We start from the raw sequence: 18,824 nt of genomic DNA, 5'->3' as shown, positions 1-18,824 counted from the left end.
GACCGGATGCGGGCAATTTTTTGCGGCAGCCGGCACCCGCCGGTTCATAGTCCTTAAGGACCCGGCCGGGCCGTGACGGGTTTTGCCTGCACCTTCAATCGGTTGAAATGTGACTTCTTGAGATTCTGGAACGCCTCCGGCGCAGATCGTGACTTGCATCTGCGACGTTTTGACCTTATTCCGCCGGGCGAGAACTTGTCAGAAGACACGGCAGCGGCGGCCGGTGTTCCAGCGCCCGTCCAGTCCGGACTGTTGACGACACCTCCTGGAGGGAGCAGCACCCTTGAAGATGGAACTGCCGGTCAGCCGCGCACTCAGCGCCCGCTACGATGCCCTGATCGCGTCTGGCCAGATCAGTGAAGACCCTGTCCAGCGGGAAGCCGTCCGGCGCCTGGATCTTCTCAATACCCGCCTTGCCGAAACCCGGCTTGCTTCAAAGAAAAGTTCGCTCGGCTGGCTGTTTGCCAAAAAGAAGAATCAGCTCTGGGCGGCGGTGCAGGGGCTCTATATGTGGGGCGGTGTCGGGCGCGGCAAGACGATGCTGATGGACCTTTTCTATGAGGTCACGGTCATTCGCCGCAAACGCCGGGTGCACTTTCATGAATTCATGAGCGATGTGCATGAGCGCATTCATGCGCACCGCCAGGCGCACAAGCGCGGAGAGGTGAAGGGAGATGATCCGATTCCGCCGGTCGCCAGCAAGCTGGCCGAGGAAACCCGGCTGCTCCTTTTTGACGAATTCGCCGTGACCGACATCGCTGATGCGATGATCCTGGGTCGTCTCTTCACCCAGCTCTTTGAGCGCGGTGTGATTGTGGTGGCAACCTCAAATGTCGAGCCGGTCAATCTCTATAGGGGTGGCTTGAACCGGCAATTGTTCCTTCCCTTCATCGGCATGCTCCAGTCCAAGGTGGAAGTGCTGCATCTCGACTCGCCCACGGATTACCGGCTGGAAAAGTTGGCTGGCGCCCCGGTCTATGTCACTCCGCTTGGCGGGCAAGCCGACACTGAGATGAACCGGATCTGGGACCGGCTCACCCATGGCATGAAACCCCATGCGGATGAACTGGAAAACAAGGGCCGCAAGATCCCGGTGCCCCAGGTGGCCTCCGGCGCCGCCCGGTTCTCCTTTGAGGATCTGTGCGCCAAACCGCTGGGCGCGTCCGACTATCTGCGCATTGCGAGCGCCTATAGCACGGTCTTCCTGGATAACGTGCCCGTCATGTCAAAGGCGCGGCGCAATGAGGCCAAACGCTTCATCACGCTGATCGATGCGCTTTACGACAACGGCATCAAACTTGTGATCTCGGCCGCGGCCGAGCCGCCGGATCTCTATGTCGCTGAAAGCGGTACGGAAGCTTTTGAATTTGACCGGACGAGTTCGCGGCTGATCGAAATGCGGTCGGAGGCATATCTCGCGGGAGAGAAAAAGGATATACACGCCTAGGTCTGCATTCCCTATACAGGAAGTATGCAGACGGGAAGAAATGAAAAAATTCGCCGCCTTGTTCGCAATATTCTTTTGGCGAGGTTGCGCGGGGGCGGCAAAGGGAGTAGTGCCATCCGCAGTCATCAGCGGATGGCATCAAGTTCCATCTTACGTAAAGGGAAACTTTCGATATGGCGCGGAACAAAATTGCCTTGATCGGCTCAGGTCAGATCGGTGGCACGCTCGCTCATCTGGCAGGTTTGAAGGAACTGGGGGACGTCGTTCTCTTCGACATTGCGGAAGGTGTTCCGCAGGGCAAGGCCCTGGACCTTGCCGAGTCTTCCCCGGTGGATGGATTCGACGCCAAGCTGGCCGGTGCCAACAGTTACGAAGCCATTGAAGGCTCCGACGTTGTCATCGTGACCGCCGGGGTTCCGCGCAAGCCCGGAATGAGCCGCGACGATCTTCTGGAAATCAACCTGAAGGTCATGGAACAGGTCGGTTCCGGCATCGCCAAACACGCTCCGAACGCCTTTGTCATCTGCATCACCAACCCGCTCGACGCGATGGTCTGGGCCCTGCAGAAATTCTCCGGTCTGCCGAAGAACAAGGTTGTCGGTATGGCCGGGGTGCTCGACAGCGCCCGCTTCCGCTATTTCCTGGCCGAAGAATTCAACGTCTCCGTTGAAGATGTCACGGCCTTTGTTCTGGGCGGCCATGGCGACACGATGGTGCCGCTGACCCGCTACTCCACCGTAGCCGGGATCCCGCTCACCGATCTGGTCAAGATGGGCTGGCTCACGGCCGAGCGCCTTGAGGAGATCGTTCAACGCACCCGCGATGGCGGCGCTGAAATCGTCGGCCTTCTGAAAACCGGCTCCGCGTTCTACGCCCCGGCCTCCTCCGCCATCGCCATGGCCGAGAGTTATCTGAAGGACAAGAAGCGCGTTCTGCCGGCTGCTGCCGCTCTCGATGGCCAGTATGGCCTGAAGGACACCTATGTGGGCGTTCCGGTTGTCATCGGCGCTGACGGGGTTGAGCGCATCATCGAGATCGACCTGCAGGGCGACGAAAAAGCCAATTTCGACAAGTCTGTCGGCGCCGTCGACGGCCTGGTGGAAGCTTGTAAGAAAATTCAGCCGGCACTGGCCTAAGCGCTGGCTGTCTCGGACTAGAAACGGCCGGTGCTTCATCCATGAAGGGCCGGTCCTCCGACAACGGGGAAACACATGAACATTCATGAATATCAGGCCAAGGCGGTCCTCAAGGAGTTTGGTGCTCCGGTCGCCGAAGGTGTGGCGATTTTTTCCGCTGATGAAGCGGAAGCGGCAGCCAAGAAGTTGCCCGGACCGCTCTGGGTCGTCAAATCCCAGATCCACGCCGGCGGGCGCGGCAAGGGCAAGTTCAAGGAACTTTCCGAAGATGCCAAGGGCGGTGTCCGCCTGGCCTTCTCGCTGGAAGAAGTGACGGCCCACGCCAAGGAAATGCTCGGCAACACCCTGGTCACCAAGCAGACCGGTGACTCAGGCAAGGTTGTCAACCGTCTCTATATCGAAGATGGTGCTGATATCGAGCGTGAGCTCTATCTCTCCATTCTGGTGGACCGCAGCGTCGGCCGTCCGGCCTTCGTCGTCTCTACCGAAGGCGGCATGGACATTGAAGCCGTTGCCGAAGAGACCCCGGAAAAGATCATCACCTTGCCGATTGACCCGGACACCGGTGTCACCGAAGCCGATGCTGCCAAGCTGTGCGAGGCCCTGGAGCTGACCGGTGCGGCTGCTGAAGACGGCAAGACGCTGTTCCCGATCCTGCACAAGGCATTTGTCGAAAAAGACATGGCCTTGCTGGAAGTCAACCCGCTCATCGTTATGAAGGACGGTCACCTGCGCGTTCTGGACGCCAAGGTCTCCTTCGACGGCAATGCGCTGTTCCGCCATGACGACATCATGGCCCTGCGCGATGAAACGGAAGAGGACGCCAAGGAAATCGAAGCGTCCAAATACGACCTCGCCTATGTTGCCCTTGATGGCGATATTGGCTGCATGGTGAACGGCGCGGGCCTGGCCATGGCCACTATGGACATCATCAAGCTCTATGGCGCCGAGCCGGCCAATTTCCTTGATGTGGGTGGTGGTGCCTCCAAGGAGAAGGTGACGGCCGCCTTCAAGATCATCACGTCCGATCCGAACGTGAAGGGCATCCTGGTCAACATTTTCGGTGGCATCATGCGTTGCGACGTGATCGCGGAGGGCGTTGTTGCAGCCGTCAAGGATGTCGGGTTGCAGGTTCCGCTCGTTGTGCGCCTGGAAGGCACCAATGTTGAGCTTGGCAAAAAGATCATCAACGAAAGCGGTCTGAACGTGATCGCCGCTGACGATCTCGACGACGCTGCCCAGAAAATCGTGAAAGCCGTGAAGGGGGACGCGTAATGTCCATCCTCGTCAATAAAGACACAAAAATCATCGTTCAGGGCCTGACCGGCAAGACCGGTACGTTCCATACGGAACAGGCGCTTGAATATTACGGCACCAGGATGGTGGCCGGGGTGCACCCGAAAAAGGGCGGCGAATCCTGGTCCTCCGGTCTGGAAAGCGCCGCCGAGCTGCCGATCTTCGCCTCTGTCGGCGAAGCCAAGGAAGCCACCGGGGCCGATGCGTCCGTGATCTACGTTCCGCCGGCAGGCGCAGGCGCTGCCATTATCGAGGCGATTGAGGCGGAAGTTCCGTTCATCGTCTGCATTACCGAAGGCATTCCGGTGGCCGACATGGTCAAGGTGAAGGCCAAGCTGGAGAAATCCAACTCCCGCCTGCTCGGCCCGAACTGCCCGGGCATTCTGACCCCGGAAGAGTGCAAGATCGGCATCATGCCGGGCTCCATCTTCAAGAAGGGCTCGGTCGGTGTGGTCTCCCGCTCCGGCACGCTGACCTATGAGGCGGTCTTCCAGACCTCCAATGCCGGCCTCGGCCAGACAACGGCTGTCGGCATCGGCGGTGACCCCGTCAAGGGAACGGAATTCATCGACGTGCTGGAAATGTTCCTGGCTGATGATGAGACCCAGTCCATCATCATGATCGGGGAAATCGGTGGCTCTGCGGAAGAAGAAGCGGCCCAGTTCCTCAAGGACGAGGCCAAGAAGGGCCGCAGCAAGCCGATGGCAGGCTTCATTGCGGGCCGCACGGCACCTCCGGGCCGCACCATGGGCCATGCCGGTGCCGTGATTTCCGGCGGCAAGGGCGGCGCTGAAGACAAGATCGCGGCCATGGAAGAAGCGGGCATCAAGGTGTCACCGTCTCCGGCTAAACTCGGCGAGACGCTTCTGGAAGTCTTGAAGGGCTAAGGGCAGAGGATTATGTGCCTTTTGCGACGGAAACTGTTTACGTTTCCTATTGCATGATGACAGGATGGGTTGCGGCGCCCCGGGTGCCGTAACCATTTTCGCGGGGCCGGAGATTTTACCGGCCATTGTAGGGAACCGGCCGCGGGTCTTTTGCCGACCCGCCAAAACGAAAAGGGCGGAGCAGCCCTCCGCTAAAGGACATGGCACGGCAGGAAGCGAACAACGTATTCGCACTGACGTCGTTGCTTTACGGCGCCAACGCAGCCTATATCGAAGATCTCTACGCGCAGTACAAGACCGATCCGAATTCGGTCGATGCCGACTGGCGGGATTTCTTTGCAGCCTTTCAGGACGAGAAAGACGCGGTTCTGAAGGAAGCCCGCGGGGCTCCTTGGAAACGCGCGGATTGGCCGATCGAAGCCAATGGCGATCTCGTCAACGCCTTTGACGGCAACTGGGGCCCGATCGAGCAGAAGCTCGGCGACAAGCTGAAAAAGAAGGCCGAAGCCAAAGGCGCGCCGATGTCCGACGCCGAGGTCCATCAGGCTACCCGGGATTCGGTCCGGGCGCTGATGATGATCCGCGCCTACCGCATGCGCGGCCATCTGCATGCGGATCTTGATCCTCTCGGACTGGCCGGCAAGGGCGATCACGAGGAACTGCACCCCTCGTCCTACGGCTTTACGGAAGCTGACTGGGACCGCAGGATCTTCATCGACCATGTTCTGGGTCTGGAATATGCCACCATCCGGGAGATGCTGGATATTCTGAAACGGACCTACTGCTCGACGCTTGGCGTCGAGTTCATGCATATTTCCGACCCGGCGGCAAAGGCCTGGATTCAGGAACGCATCGAAGGTCCGGACAAGCAGGTTGCCTTTACCTCTGAAGGCAAGAAGGCAATCATGAACAAGCTGATCGAGGCCGAAGGCTTCGAGAAGTTTCTTGACGTCAAATACACCGGAACCAAACGTTTCGGCCTGGATGGCGGGGAAGCGCTGATCCCGGCTCTGGAACAGATCATCAAGCGCGGTGGCCAGATGGGCCTGAAAGAGATTGTGTTCGGCATGGCTCACCGGGGCCGCCTGAACGTTCTGTCTCAGGTTATGGGCAAGCCGCACCGGGCCATCTTCCACGAATTCAAGGGCGGCTCCTATGCGCCCGACGAGGTGGAAGGCTCTGGCGATGTGAAATACCACCTGGGCGCGTCCGCTGACCGCACCTTTGACGGCAACAATGTTCACCTGTCCCTGACGGCCAACCCCTCCCACCTGGAAATCGTCAATCCGGTGGTGCTGGGCAAGGCACGCGCAAAGCAGGATCAGCTGGCAGCTGCACAGGACGGGTCGTTCATTGATACGACCGAGATCGACCGGGGTACGGTTCTGCCGCTGCTGCTGCATGGCGATGCGGCCTTTGCGGGCCAGGGGGTGGTTGCCGAGTGTTTTGGCCTGTCCGCGCTGCGCGGCCACCGCACCGGCGGCTCGGTCCATGTGATCATCAACAACCAGATCGGCTTCACCACCAATCCGCGCTTCTCCCGCTCCTCGCCCTATCCGTCTGATATGGCCAAGGTGATCGAGGCGCCGATTTTCCATGTGAATGCGGACGACCCGGAAGCGGTTGTCTTCGCGGCCAAGATCGCCATCGAATACCGCCAGACCTTCCATCGTCCGGTGGTGATCGACATGATCTGCTATCGCCGCTTCGGCCACAATGAAGGCGATGAGCCGGCGTTCACGCAGCCGATCATGTACCGCAAGATCCGCAAGCACGCGACGACGCTGCAGCGCTACTCGGAGCGCCTGATCAAGGAAGGCGTGCTCGGCCAGGAAGACGTTGACCAGATGAAGGCCGACTGGCGCAAGCACCTGGATGGCGAATTCGAGGCGGGCCAGGCATTCAAGCCGAACAAGGCCGACTGGCTGGACGGCAAATGGGCCGGGATGAAACGCGCCGATGACGAGGAAGATCCGCGCCGGGGCGAAACCGGTCTGCCGATCGACGAGTTGAAGAATCTCGGCCGGGCACTGACCCATGTGCCGGACGGCTTCAACATCCACCGCACAATTGCGCGCTTCATGAACCACCGGGAGCGCATGATCGAGACGGGCGAGGGCATCGACTGGGCCACCGCCGAGGCGATGGCCTTCGGCTCGCTGCTGAAAGAAGGCCATCCGGTGCGCCTGTCCGGCCAGGACTGCGAGCGCGGCACCTTCTCCCAGCGCCATTCCGTGCTCTATGATCAGGAAGACGAAAGCCGCTATATTCCGCTCAACCATGTGGGCGAAGGGCAGCAGCGCTATGAAGTCATCAACTCCATGCTGTCGGAAGAGGCCGTGCTTGGCTTCGAATACGGCTATTCGCTGGCAGAGCCGCGCGCGCTGACCTTGTGGGAAGCCCAGTTCGGGGATTTCGCCAACGGCGCCCAGGTCCTGTTTGACCAGTTCATCTCCTCCGGGGAGCGCAAATGGCTGCGCATGTCCGGCTTGGTCTGCCTGCTGCCCCATGGCTATGAAGGTCAGGGGCCCGAACACTCGTCTGCCCGGCTGGAGCGTTATCTGCAGCTGTGTGCGGAAGACAATATGCAGGTGGCGAACTGTTCGACCCCGTCCAATTACTTCCACATCCTGCGCCGCCAGCTGCGCCGAGACATCCGCAAGCCGCTGATCCTGATGACGCCGAAATCGCTTCTGCGTCACAAGAAAGCGGTGTCCAAGCTCGACGAACTGGGGCCGGACACAACGTTCCACCGGCTGTTGTGGGATGATTGGGGGCCGAACCTCAATTCCGAAGGCAAACTGGTGGCCGACGACAAGATCCGCCGGGTCGTGATGTGTTCGGGCAAGGTCTATTACGACCTGCTCGAAGAGCGCGAAAAACGCGGCATCAACGATGTCTACCTGCTGCGCGTGGAACAGCTTTATCCGTTCCCGAAAAAGGCTTTGATGCTTGAACTGGCCCGCTTCCCGCAGGCCGAGATGGTCTGGTGTCAGGAAGAGCCGAAGAACATGGGCAGCTGGTTCTTCGTTGAATCCTATATTGAATGGGTCCTGGAGCAGATCGATGCCAAACACAAGCGCCCGCGTTATGCCGGCCGCTCCGCAATGGCGTCCACCGCAACGGGATTGATGTCCGTACATCTGGCTCAGTTGCAGGCATTCCTAGAAGAAGCTCTGGGGAACTGAGTACATCTTTCTGGAGGGCCTTCGGGCCCTCTTTCAAAAATTGGCCGGGTAATTTTAAGAGAAGGCGACCATGGCAACCGAAATCCGCGTGCCCACTTTGGGTGAATCCGTTTCCGAAGCAACTATCGCGCAATGGTTCAAGAAACCGGGCGACGCCGTCAGCCAGGACGAGCCGCTGGTAGAGCTCGAAACCGACAAGGTGACGGTGGAAGTGCCGGCGCCGACCGCCGGAACCCTGGAAAGCATCGTGGTCAAGGAAGGCGATACGGTTGAAGTCGGCGCCCTTCTCGGCCAGATCGCAGAAGGCGCGGGTGCCGCAGCTGCCGCGCCGGCCAAGAAAGAACCGGCCAAGGAGGCTGCTCCGGCAGCCAAGGCCGCCCTGGTCGATGTGTTGACCCCAAGCGCAGGCGAATCGGTGACTGAAGCTGAAGTCGGCGAGTGGAGCGTCAAGGTTGGCGATGTGGTCAAGGCGGATGACACTCTGGTTGAACTGGAAACCGACAAGGCGGCGCAGGAAGTGCCCGCACCGGTTGGCGGCACGGTTGTGAAGATCGCTGCGGAGACGGGAGCAACCGTCGAGCCGGGTGTCCTGCTCTGTCAGATCGATCCGTCCGGTGCCGCAGCAAGCGCCGCACCGGCCGCGGCCAGCGCACCGGCCCCTGCTGCTGCAGCACCGGCTGCAAGCGGCTCGGCTATGCCACCGGCGCCCTCCGCCTCCAAGATGATGGCGGAGAAAAACCTGTCTGCCGGCCAGGTCGCCGGGTCCGGCAAACGCGGTCAGGTTCTGAAGGAAGACGTGATCAACGCAATTGCGTCCGGCGCAACGGCCTCCGCGTCTGCTCCGGCACCGGCGCTGCGCGGCCCGGTCGCAGCGGAAGACGAAGTGCGCGAAGAGCGTGTGCGTATGACCAAGCTGCGCCAGACCATTGCGCGCCGCCTGAAAGACGCCCAGAACTCGGCCGCCATGCTGACCACCTACAACGAGGTGGACATGGGCCCGGTCATGGAGCTGCGCAAGCAGTACAAGGAGCTGTTTGAGAAGAAGCACGGCGTCAAGCTCGGCTTCATGGGCTTTTTCACCAAGGCGGTGACCCATGCGCTGAAAGAGATCCCGGCGGTGAATGCCGAGATCGACGGCACGGACATTATCTACAAGAATTTCTGCCATATCGGCGTGGCTGTCGGCACCGACAAGGGCCTTGTGGTTCCGGTCGTGCGCGATGCCGACCAGATGTCGATTGCCGAAGTCGAGCAGGAAATCGGCAATCTCGGCCGCAAGGCCCGGGACGGCAAGCTGGGCATGGCCGACATGACCGGCGGCACCTTCACCATCTCCAATGGCGGTGTCTATGGCTCGCTGATGTCCTCTCCGATCCTGAATGCCCCGCAATCGGGTATTTTGGGCATGCACAAGATCCAGGAACGCCCGATGGCTGTGAACGGCCAGGTGGTGATCCGCCCGATGATGTATCTTGCGCTCTCCTATGACCACCGGATCGTTGACGGCAAGGAAGCCGTGACCTTCCTGGTCCGGGTCAAGGAAAGTCTGGAAGACCCGCAGCGTCTGGTCCTGGATCTTTGATCCGCAGGGCAGTTCCGGCAAAAGCGGATCCCGGGTTCGGATGCGGAATTGCCAAATGACAAAATGTTGGTGCAGTCCACAGGCTCTGATCTGAACGGACTGCTCCAGCGGATCTGAAACGTGCAACCCAGGGGGGCGCCGGATCATGAGCCTGGAATTTCTGATGACCGCCTTGATCGTGGTGCTGGTTCCCGGAACCGGCGTTGTCTACACGGTTGCAGTCGGGCTCGGAGGCGGGCGGCGGGCCTCAGTTGCGGCGGCTTTCGGCTGCACCCTCGGCATCATTCCGGCCATTCTGGCCGCCATCATTGGCCTGGCGGCCCTGTTGCACACCAGTGCGCTGGTGTTTCAGGCGGTCAAGTTTGCGGGCGTTGCCTATCTGCTCTATCTCGCCTGGCAGACCTTGAAGAACCGGGGTGCGCTGGACCTGAAAGAGGACCGGCAGGCAGGTCGCTCCCTGGCGGCGACGGCGCGGACCGGTTTTCTGATCAATATTCTAAACCCGAAACTGAGCGCTTTTTTTCTGGCCTTCCTGCCGCAATTTATCAGTCCGGCCGCAGCCAATCCGGCCCTCGACATGGCCATGCTCGGAGCGGTCTTCATGGCGATGACCTTTGTCGTTTTTGTGGTCTATGGCCTGTTTGCCTCGCTTCTGGGGGATCATGTTCTCAAAAGCGAGACGGTGCTGGTCTGGATGCGGCGGACCATTGCGGCCACCTTTGCAGGTTTTGGTCTGCGTCTGGCCCTGGCGGATCGCTGAGAGGAGACGGCAGGTGATCAGACCCATATCAAAAAAGGGCCGGGGAGCGCATGTCTGAGAAGGTTGTCATTGTAACCGGCGGCAGCCGGGGAATTGGCGCCAGTGTGTGCCTGAAACTCGCCGCGCCCGGAACAACGGTCCTGGTCAATTACGCGTCCAATGCGGCTGCGGCGGCAGAGGTCGTATCCGGTGTGGAAGGCCGGGGCGGCAAGGCCATTGCTGTTCAGGGCAATGTCGGCTCAGAGGCTGATGTGCTGCGGCTTTTTGAAGAGGCGGACAAACACGGCCCGTTGACCGGGCTCGTCAACAATGCCGGTGTGGTCGATGAGGCGGTTCGTGTGGAAGACATGAGCCTGGAGCGTCTGACCCGGATCTTCAGCATCAACCTGACGGGCTCGTTTCTCTGCGCCCGGGAAGCGGTGCGGCGCATGTCGGCCCGCCATGGCGGGACCGGCGGCAGCATCGTCAATCTGGGCTCAGCCTCCTCCAAGATCGGTTCGCCTGCGCAATATGTCGACTATGCCGCCTCCAAGGGGGCCATCGATACCATGACGGTTGGTCTCGCACTGGAAGTGGCTGGCGAGGGCATCCGCGTGAATGCGGTCCGGCCCGGCATCATCGATACGGACATTCATGCGTCCGGCGGCCAGCCTGACCGGGTTGCGCAAATGGAAAGCAAGTTACCCATGAAACGCGCCGGAACCGCCGAGGAAGTGGCCGACGCGATTGTCTGGCTCATGTCCAGCCAGTCCAGCTACACAACCGGAGCCATTCTGGATGTGAGCGGCGGGCGGGCGATACTCCCGTAATTCAGAAACTGGATTAGAAACAAAAGAGGCAAAGGCGACCTAAAATGTCCCAATATGATCTTGTCGTCATCGGAACCGGCCCGGGGGGCTATGTCTGCGCGATCAAGGCGGCCCAGCTGGGCCTGAAAACCGCGGTGGTGGAAAAACGTTCTACCCTTGGAGGAACCTGTCTCAATATTGGCTGCATTCCCTCCAAGGCCTTGCTCTATGCCTCCGAAATGTTCGAGGAAGCCAGCCACGGATTTGAGAAAATCGGCATCAAGGTATCCAAGCCCAAGGTCGATCTGCCGGGCATGATGAAACACAAAAGCGATGTGGTTGATGCCAATGTCAGCGGCGTCGCCTTCCTGATGAAGAAGAACAAGATCGATGTTCACACCGGCACCGGCAAGATCCAGGGACCGGGCAAGGTGGAAGTTGCCGCCGAAGACGGCACGTCCAGTGTTCTGGAGACGAAGAACATCGTGATCGCCACCGGCTCGGATGTCATGCCGCTGCCGGGCGTTGAGATCGATGAAAAGCAGATCGTGTCCTCCACCGGCGCATTGGAGCTGGAAAAGGTGCCGGGCAAGCTTGTGGTCGTCGGTGGCGGTGTCATCGGTCTGGAACTGGGGTCTGTCTGGAACCGTCTGGGCTCCCAGGTAACCGTGGTGGAATTCATGGACAAGATCCTCGGGCCGATGGACGGGGACGTCTCCAAGAATTTCCAGCGCATGCTGAAAAAACAGGGCATGGACTTCAAGTTGTCTTCCAAGGTCACCGGCGTTGCGAAGAAGGGCAAGGGCCTGGCTGTCACGGTGGAGCCGGCCAAGGGCGGTGAGCCGGACGTCATCGAAGCCGACATCGTTCTGGTTGCCATCGGCCGCCGGCCTTATACGGAAGGGCTCGGCCTGGAGACCGCCGGTGTGGCACTTGATGAGCGCGGCCGGGTGCAGATCGACGCCCACTACAAGACCAACGTGGACGGGATCTATGCGATCGGCGACGTGGTCGCCGGTCCGATGCTGGCGCACAAGGCCGAGGATGAAGGCGTTGCCATTGCCGAAATCCTTGCAGGGCAGGCCGGTCACGTGAATTACGACGTCATTCCGGGTGTCGTCTACACCCATCCGGAAGTGGCCTCAGTCGGCAAAACGGAAGAAGAGCTGAAAGCAGCCGGGGTTGAGTACAAGACCGGCAAGTTCAACTTCTCCGCCAATGGCCGGGCCCGTGCCATGAACCAGACCGACGGCTTTGCCAAGGTTCTGGCCGATGCAAAGACCGACCGGGTGCTCGGCGTTCACATTGTCGGCTTCGGCGCCGGGGAAATGATCCACGAAGCGTCGGTTCTGATGGAATTCGGCGGCTCGTCTGAAGATCTCGGCCGCACCTGCCACGCGCACCCGACCATGTCGGAAGCGGTCAAGGAAGCCGCCCTGGCCACTTTCGCCAAGCCGATCCATTCCTGATCTTCGGTCCTCGCGGATCGGAATGTCTTGAAAGGCGCTGCACGTCTCTGGCTTGCAGCGCCTTTGCCTTGTAAAGGGAAAGCGAACGGAAGCCATCAGACTCAGGTCTTTCGACGGAGGTGATCAGATCGGTTCCAGTTGTACTTTCCTGGCGTTTAAGCGGGATCTACCTTCGCTTTGAAAGTCTCCTTTTGCCGGAAGTCATCCAATGCGATAGACCGCTAAAACGGCTTGTCCTTTTTCAGCCTCTTTGGCCAAGGGGCCATGGCAGTTCTTTAAAGATGCGTGGGGCGCGCAATGCACATGAAATCAAACGGACGTATGACCGCACACATGGCGGGTCTTTGGGGGCTGTTCTGTATCGGATCAGCCTTGGTGTTCTTCTGGCCGAGCCATACGATTGCCAATATAGATGACCTGTTCTTTGTGCCCTGGGCCACGGAATATGCAGCCACAGGTGAGCATATCAATCCGTTGCTGGCCATACAGTTTCCAGGGCTGGAGAATTATCATCTCTACACCCGGTTCCATCTGATCCTGTCCGGCTTGTTCCTGGAACTTTTCGGCGTCAGCAGGCTGACAGTGATTGCCTATGAGTATGCGTGTTTTTTATCGACCGCCCTTGCCTTTTCAGGCTTGTGTCTGGCAATCCGGTTGCCCAAAGCGGCCATAATGGCCCCCCTGCTCTTCGCGCCAATGTATGTGGTGGCAGGTTTTCGGCTCGAGACCACCGCCTGTATTTTTTGGATGTTTGGCCTGTTTATGCTGTTTCTCGCGGCCCGCTTGCAGGATCACGGAGAAACAGAGCTAAGGGTCTCCGGTGTCAGAACGCTCGGCAAATTTATGCTTGCGTTTGCACCCTTGGCCTCACCGGCTGTCTTCGCCTGGAGCCTCGGCGCTATCTTGGCGCATGATTTGTGGCAGCTTTATTCCCGCAAGCTCGGGTTTGGCCGCTTCGTTCTTGAAAATGGGATCGCCCTCCTTCTGGGCCTGTTGGTCTTTTCGCTCAGCATTGAGTTTCAGTATCGCGACTTTTTTGATCAGCTTGTCTTTCATGCGGCGAGGTCAACCGGGCACGGCATCAATGACGAGGCGCTGCTCCGGGCTGGGATTTTTGCCGCGACAGGACTGATCCTCACAAGGTGGTCGCGTGCGGCAGCGCTGCTTTGCCTGATGCTGGCGGCAGGGCAGGGGCTGGGAGCGTTCCTGCATGACAAGGCACTGGCCAGGAACCTTGCGGCCAGTGCCGTCTTTCTGGTGGCGCTTGATGCGGTCACGGCAAAGCGCTTCCAGGCGCTCGCCTATGGGATTTACGGTCTGGTTATCCTCGTGGTGTCAGCCAACTTCCTGCTGTTTTACCTGCTGTCCGGCACCGCCCCGGGCCGGGACCTTGCGCTCAAGGATTATCAGCATGATGTCGCGGCCCACAAGCGCGTGTTCATCGATGAAACCATGGCGCATCACTATCTGGACCATCAGACCCGCGATGCAATTGCCTGGACATGGGGACGCAAGTTTCCCCTTGCCCGGGCCGAAAAACTGAGCGAACTGAACCCTGGGGAGGTCTGGTATCTCAGCCCCTATACCTTGTTCGGATATCTCAAGGGGCATACGGCCATTGCCGATGCGGTCAAGGCCGGCGGTATCAGCTACCGGCATACCCCGCAGTTGCCCTGTGTCATGGGCCGCCAGTCCTGCCGGCTTCCGGCCGAAGGCTGGACCATGCTGCGGCTTGAGCGCACCGGCGGCAGTGTGCAATTGAAGGACTATTCAACAGGCCGCACCATTCAGCTTCCCGAAGGGTCCTGACCTCAGGTTTTGTTGTGGTTATGGCGGCACAAGCTGTGATCGCCGAAGGCCTTGAGCACGTTGCAATCTGTCATGGTGTGTGTGCCCTTGCAGCTGGCTGCGATGCGCTCAAGTTCGGCTTCCAGCTTTTTCAGATAGGCAATACGTGCCCGCACCGCCACCAGCTGATCGAGCGCAATGCGGTCTGCCTCCTGGCACGGCATATCTGGGTGCCGGGAAAGGTCAATCAGCTCCCGGACAGCTGGCATAGGCAGGCCGAGATCCCGGCAATGTTTGATAAAGCCGAGCCGGTCCCGGTCTGCCTCCCGGTAGCGCCGCTGGTTGCCTTCGGTCCGCACAGGCGTGTCAATCAGGCCTTCTTTTTCATAATAGCGGATCGTGGGGACCTTCACTCCGGTCTGTTTCGACAAGTCTCCGATTGAAAAATCCATAAAAGCCTCTTGAACCTCTAGCCACTATAGGGATTAGAAGGCCTGGCAGACAGGAAATCAAGATGTTTCAAGGAGACGGACATGGGCGCCTGCTGCGCAAAATCCCACGGGTCATTTGATGGAATGTCCAGGGACTACCGCCGCCGTTTGTGGCTGGTGATTGGCTTGAATGCGGTCATGTTCGCAGTGGAGATGGCTGCCGGTCAGGCTGTCGGCTCAAAAGCGCTGCAGGCGGATGCCCTGGATTTCTTCGGCGATGCGCTGACCTACGGGGTATCCCTTGCGGTGATTGGGACCTCGCTGAAAACCCGGGCAACGGCTGCTCTGGCCAAAGGGGTCAGTCTGCTCTTGATGGGGGCATGGGTCGCCGGTTCCACGTTCTATCAGGTTTTTGTCCTGGGCGTGCCCCAGGCCGCAGTCATGGGATCCATCGGTTTTCTCGCCCTTGCGGTCAATCTGGCCAGCGTGGTGCTGTTGATGCGCTACAAGGACGGGGATGCCAATGTGCGCTCTGTCTGGCTCTGCTCGCGCAATGACGCCATCGGCAATGTGGCAGTGATGGCTGCGGCCATGGGCGTATGGGGCACGGCAACGGCCTGGCCGGATCTCATCGTGGCAGGCCTAATGGCAGCATTGTTCCTCTCCTCCGCGCTCCAGATTCTCGGTCAGGGACGAAAGGAATACCGGTACAAGGCCGATCATCCGGCGCCTCTTGAAGGCGCTTGAAGACCAGGAGATCATCCCATCGGGGCCGATCTGACAGTGTCTTTTTGAGAGGCACAAAAAAGAACCGCTGCCGAAGCAGCGGTCAATGGATTGGAGCGTTAGAAACTTGGATTACTCGGCAGGCGGCCCGGAAGGCGCCTGCAGAATGGTCTGTTCCTCCACGACCGCCTGACTGAGGTCATTGGTCGCGATGGAAATGTCCGTTTCGACGTTTGGAACTGGAGCCGTTTCCGCAACGGTCATGTTCTTGTCGGCCTTGGCAGTTTTGTCCCATGGGCACGCAGTTGCCGGAGCAATGGCAAAGGCGCTCAGGGCGAGGACTGCCGTAAAAGTGCTGGTCATGCGCATCTTAAGCCTCCATCGAATGTCGCGGGGTACTGTAGCGACACTGATAAAGGTAAAGCAAAACTGAAATCCGGCAAGGAAAAACCGGGTGAAGATTGATACCAAGGTTAAGATCAGTGCTTCACTGGCGGTTAAGGTTAAAGGTTTGTTGCGTATTTGGCTCTGACAAGTCGTTGATTACGTTGACGACATGGGTATCCAGAACGTCGCCGAAAGCTCTGAGCGTGATCTTTTTGCTGCTCAGGAAGCCGATCAGAAGAACGACGATCGCGCCGTCTGAACGCAGCTCCGCATCGGTCCAGCCCCATTTGCAGTCCCGTGGAATACAGGCGGTAAACGCCCGGACCTTGATGTAAACCCGCTCGTTCTCACATTTGCTGCGCACTTCCACCCGGCTGATTTCCTTGGGCTTGGCCTCCGGATTGACCCAGACCCCGTCTTCGGGAAGCGGGCAATAGATGCGTTCGGCCTGGGAGGGGGCCACAAGGAGGAAGAACAGGCTGGCTGCAAGGATCACGATACGCATTGAAGGTCTCCAGCGAAAGCTTGCTTGCGGTGCCTGTCCGAGGCGCTTTTTCCGGTCCTCTGCGGGATCCGGTTGCAGGTATTTTATATACTTGCCGATGGAATATTCGCCTTTAGCGATTCGCATTCAATCGAAAGTGTCCCGGTCATGCACTCACTCACCACGGAGCAGCTTGTGCTGCGCCCGCCAGAGCATAGCGACTTTGAGGTTTACAAGTCGTTTTTTTCCGATCCGGACGCCTCGCGCTTTTATGGCGGTCCGTTGCGGGCCGACCAAGCCTGGCGGGGTCTGGCGGCACATCTGGGGCACTGGCAGTTGCGCGGCTATGGCATATGGATGATTGTCCTGAAAGACAGTGGCGATCCGGTCGGCGGCTGTGGCTTTGTCTGGCCGCAGGGGTGGCCACGGCGCGAACTGACCTGGTGGTTGCTGCCGCAAGCGCGGGGCCGGGGTATTGCCGTGGACGCCTCGCGCGCCGCCATCCGCCATGCTTATGACCAATATGGCTGGGCGCTTGTGGAAACCCATATGAAGGACAGCAATATCGCCGCGAAAAAACTGGTGCAGAAGCTGAACGGCCGGGAGATTGCGCGCGAAACCTTCCCCGATGGCGAGATCCGCTCTGTTTATGCGCTGCCACGGCCTGACTGAGACCCGCAGCTCCTTATCGTCTCGGATGCGCCTTGTCATAGGCGGCCAGCAAGTGGGCGGAATCGATTTCAGTATAAATCTGTGTCGAGGAGAGGCTTGCATGACCGAGCAGCTCCTGAATGGTGCGCAGATCCCCGCCACCGGCCAGAAGATGCGTGGCAAAGGAATGGCGCAGGGCATGCGGGGTCGCAGTGTCGGGCAGGCCGAGCGCGCCGCGGAGCTTTTCCATGGCCAGCTGGATCATGCGCGGGTTGAGCGCTCCGCCCCGAGCACCCAGGAACAGCGGCCCGTCCGCAGAGACCGCATAGGGGCAATGTTTGAGGTAAAGGGCAATGGCCTCGCAGACGGCGGGCAGGATCGGCACGATGCGCTCCTTGCGGCCTTTGCCGAGAATGCGCAGGGTCTTTGTGCCAGGCGTTGGCGCCATGCGTCCGGTCAGCGAAAGCGCCTCGGAGATCCGCAGGCCACAGCCATAGAGCAAGGTCAGCACTGCGGCATTGCGCGCTTCAATCCAGGTCTCGCTTTCCAGGGCCAGATCGCCGCTGGTCACGTCCAGTGCATCCTTGGCCGACACCGGCTTGGGCAGCGAGCGGGCCTGGCGCGGCGGTCGCACCGCATCGGAGGCAGCCGCATTCACCTCGCCGCGCCGCTCCAGAAACTTCAGGAACGAGCGGATACCGGCAAGCCCCCTGGCAAGTGACCGGCTTTGCACCCCTTGTCTGCGGCGGGACGCCAGAAACCCCCTGAAATCGGCAGGCCGGAGTGCAGCAATGTCTTTCAGACCGGGGGCACCGCCGAGATGCATGGTCAGGAAGCGCAGAAACTGCCGCAGGTCCCGGTCATAGGCGAGCAGCGTCTTGTCCGACAAACGGCGTTCATCCGACAGATGATCCAGCCACAATCCTATCCGGTGGTTCAGGTCCGGTTGGGCGGTCACAAGAAGATTGGACATGTCGGATGCGGTCGGGCTCATGAGGGGAGTTTAGGACACCGGCCTGTACCGATTGGTTAACCGGCCCACCATAGTAAGACTGCCCACAAAAAACGGCCCGGATATGGTCCGGGCCGATCCTGTTCTGTTGGTCTGATGACGGACTTAAAGAATGCTCTGCCCGGTCTTGGCCCAATCGGCCAGGAAGGCGTCCAGGCCCTTGTCTGTGAGGGGGTGCTTAACGAGGCCCTTCAGGGTCGCTGGTGGGACCGTTGCCACATCTGCGCCGATGATCGCGCATTCCTTCACATGATTGGCGGTGCGGATCGAGGCGGCCAGGATCTCGGTATCAAAGCCGTAATTGTCATAGATCACGCGGATTTCGCGGATCAGTTCCAGGCCGTCGATGTTCATGTCGTCAAGGCGCCCGATGAACGGCGAGATGTAGGTCGCGCCAGCCTTGGCCGCCAGAAGGGCCTGGTTCGCGGAGAAGCACAAGGTAACATTCGTCTTGGTGCCGTCTTCCGTCAGCAGCTTGCAGGCTTTCAGTCCGTCGAAGGTCAACGGCAACTTGATGACCACATTGTCGGCAAGTGCCTGAAGCACTTCGGCTTCTTTCATCATGGTGTCGAAATCGGTGGCGGCCACTTCAGCCGAAACATCACCGTCTGTGATCTCGCAGATCTCGGCAATCACTTCCTTGAAATCGCGGCCCGACTTGGCAATCAGGGACGGATTGGTGGTGACGCCGTCAAGGAGACCGGTGGCTTCCAGTTCCTGGATTTCGGCGGTGTCGGCCGTGTCGACGAAGAATTTCATGCCTGTCTACTCCTTGTAAGGCACCCGTATCAA

17 protein-coding genes are annotated in these 18,824 nt (G+C 59.7%); 12 read left to right on the top strand and 5 right to left on the bottom strand.

Annotated elements, in window-relative coordinates; translation table 11 throughout:
• The first annotated feature begins 289 nt into the window (after positions 1 to 289).
• The 10 genes from zapE to ACXAIC_RS04760 all read left to right on the top strand — a co-directional run bounded on the left by zapE (position 290) and on the right by ACXAIC_RS04760 (position 14,362).
• Entirely contained in the window at positions 290 to 1,447 is a 1,158-nt protein-coding gene (gene zapE / locus ACXAIC_RS04805) for a cell division protein ZapE (protein WP_475174231.1), read from the top strand.
• Positions 1,448 to 1,620: 173 nt separating this feature from the next.
• Entirely contained in the window at positions 1,621 to 2,583 is a 963-nt protein-coding gene (gene mdh / locus ACXAIC_RS04800; protein WP_475174193.1) for a malate dehydrogenase, read from the top strand.
• A 75-nt stretch (positions 2,584 to 2,658) separates the two neighbouring features.
• Entirely contained in the window at positions 2,659 to 3,858 is a 1,200-nt protein-coding gene (gene sucC / locus ACXAIC_RS04795; RefSeq protein WP_475174191.1) for an ADP-forming succinate--CoA ligase subunit beta, read from the top strand.
• Positions 3,858 to 4,766, top strand: coding sequence for a succinate--CoA ligase subunit alpha (sucD, locus tag ACXAIC_RS04790; protein WP_475174190.1), 909 nt, complete (start codon positions 3,858 to 3,860; stop codon positions 4,764 to 4,766). The genes sucC and sucD overlap by 1 nt, the downstream gene beginning before the upstream one ends.
• Before the next feature lie 200 nt (positions 4,767 to 4,966).
• Entirely contained in the window at positions 4,967 to 7,954 is a 2,988-nt protein-coding gene (locus ACXAIC_RS04785; protein WP_475174187.1) for a 2-oxoglutarate dehydrogenase E1 component, read from the top strand.
• 70 nt (positions 7,955 to 8,024) lie between these two features.
• Positions 8,025 to 9,536, top strand: coding sequence for a 2-oxoglutarate dehydrogenase complex dihydrolipoyllysine-residue succinyltransferase (gene odhB / locus ACXAIC_RS04780; RefSeq protein WP_475174186.1), 1,512 nt, complete (start codon positions 8,025 to 8,027; stop codon positions 9,534 to 9,536).
• 145 nt (positions 9,537 to 9,681) lie between these two features.
• Positions 9,682 to 10,296: a LysE family translocator gene (locus ACXAIC_RS04775; protein WP_475174184.1), complete on the top strand. Its 615-nt coding sequence runs from the start codon at positions 9,682 to 9,684 to the stop codon at positions 10,294 to 10,296.
• A gap of 50 nt (positions 10,297 to 10,346) precedes the next feature.
• Positions 10,347 to 11,105, top strand: a complete 759-nt coding sequence (locus tag ACXAIC_RS04770) for an SDR family oxidoreductase (RefSeq protein WP_475174181.1) — start codon at positions 10,347 to 10,349, stop codon at positions 11,103 to 11,105.
• Between the two features lie 44 nt (positions 11,106 to 11,149).
• The gene (lpdA, locus tag ACXAIC_RS04765; protein ID WP_475174178.1) at positions 11,150 to 12,553 is read left to right on the top strand and encodes a dihydrolipoyl dehydrogenase; all 1,404 of its coding nucleotides are present in this window, start codon (positions 11,150 to 11,152) and stop codon (positions 12,551 to 12,553) included.
• A gap of 321 nt (positions 12,554 to 12,874) precedes the next feature.
• Complete coding sequence (locus ACXAIC_RS04760; protein WP_475174175.1) at positions 12,875 to 14,362, top strand: hypothetical protein; 1,488 nt, start codon at positions 12,875 to 12,877, stop codon at positions 14,360 to 14,362.
• Positions 14,363 to 14,364: 2 nt separating this feature from the next.
• On the opposite strand, the gene ACXAIC_RS04755 is transcribed toward ACXAIC_RS04760, so the two are convergent.
• Complete coding sequence (locus ACXAIC_RS04755; protein WP_475174173.1) at positions 14,365 to 14,793, bottom strand: MerR family transcriptional regulator; 429 nt, start codon at positions 14,791 to 14,793, stop codon at positions 14,365 to 14,367.
• Positions 14,794 to 14,874: 81 nt separating this feature from the next.
• On the opposite strand from ACXAIC_RS04755, the gene ACXAIC_RS04750 reads away from it, so the two are divergent.
• Entirely contained in the window at positions 14,875 to 15,519 is a 645-nt protein-coding gene (locus ACXAIC_RS04750; RefSeq protein WP_475174167.1) for a cation efflux transmembrane domain-containing protein, read from the top strand.
• 111 nt (positions 15,520 to 15,630) lie between these two features.
• Here the strand turns inward: ACXAIC_RS04750 and ACXAIC_RS04745 are convergent, their stop codons facing one another.
• Both ACXAIC_RS04745 and ACXAIC_RS04740 read right to left on the bottom strand, forming a co-directional pair.
• The gene (locus ACXAIC_RS04745; protein ID WP_475174165.1) at positions 15,631 to 15,861 is read right to left on the bottom strand and encodes a hypothetical protein; all 231 of its coding nucleotides are present in this window, start codon (positions 15,859 to 15,861) and stop codon (positions 15,631 to 15,633) included.
• 124 nt (positions 15,862 to 15,985) lie between these two features.
• A complete protein-coding gene (locus ACXAIC_RS04740) occupies positions 15,986 to 16,390 on the bottom strand; it encodes a serine/threonine protein kinase (protein WP_475174163.1) in 405 nt (134 codons plus the stop codon).
• Positions 16,391 to 16,537: 147 nt separating this feature from the next.
• Here ACXAIC_RS04740 and ACXAIC_RS04735 point away from each other — a divergent pair, with 147 nt between their 5' ends.
• The gene (locus tag ACXAIC_RS04735; RefSeq protein WP_475174160.1) at positions 16,538 to 17,041 is read left to right on the top strand and encodes a GNAT family N-acetyltransferase; all 504 of its coding nucleotides are present in this window, start codon (positions 16,538 to 16,540) and stop codon (positions 17,039 to 17,041) included.
• A gap of 13 nt (positions 17,042 to 17,054) precedes the next feature.
• Here the strand turns inward: ACXAIC_RS04735 and ACXAIC_RS04730 are convergent, their stop codons facing one another.
• The gene (locus ACXAIC_RS04730; protein WP_475174157.1) at positions 17,055 to 18,014 is read right to left on the bottom strand and encodes a tyrosine recombinase XerC; all 960 of its coding nucleotides are present in this window, start codon (positions 18,012 to 18,014) and stop codon (positions 17,055 to 17,057) included.
• A 123-nt stretch (positions 18,015 to 18,137) separates the two neighbouring features.
• A complete protein-coding gene (gene fsa / locus ACXAIC_RS04725; RefSeq protein WP_475174155.1) occupies positions 18,138 to 18,791 on the bottom strand; it encodes a fructose-6-phosphate aldolase in 654 nt (217 codons plus the stop codon).
• Positions 18,792 to 18,824 lie beyond the last annotated feature (33 nt).

The organism is Roseibium sp. AWQ4_254 (assembly GCF_056161025.1).
This window is presented reverse-complemented; position numbering and strand designations above follow the sequence as displayed.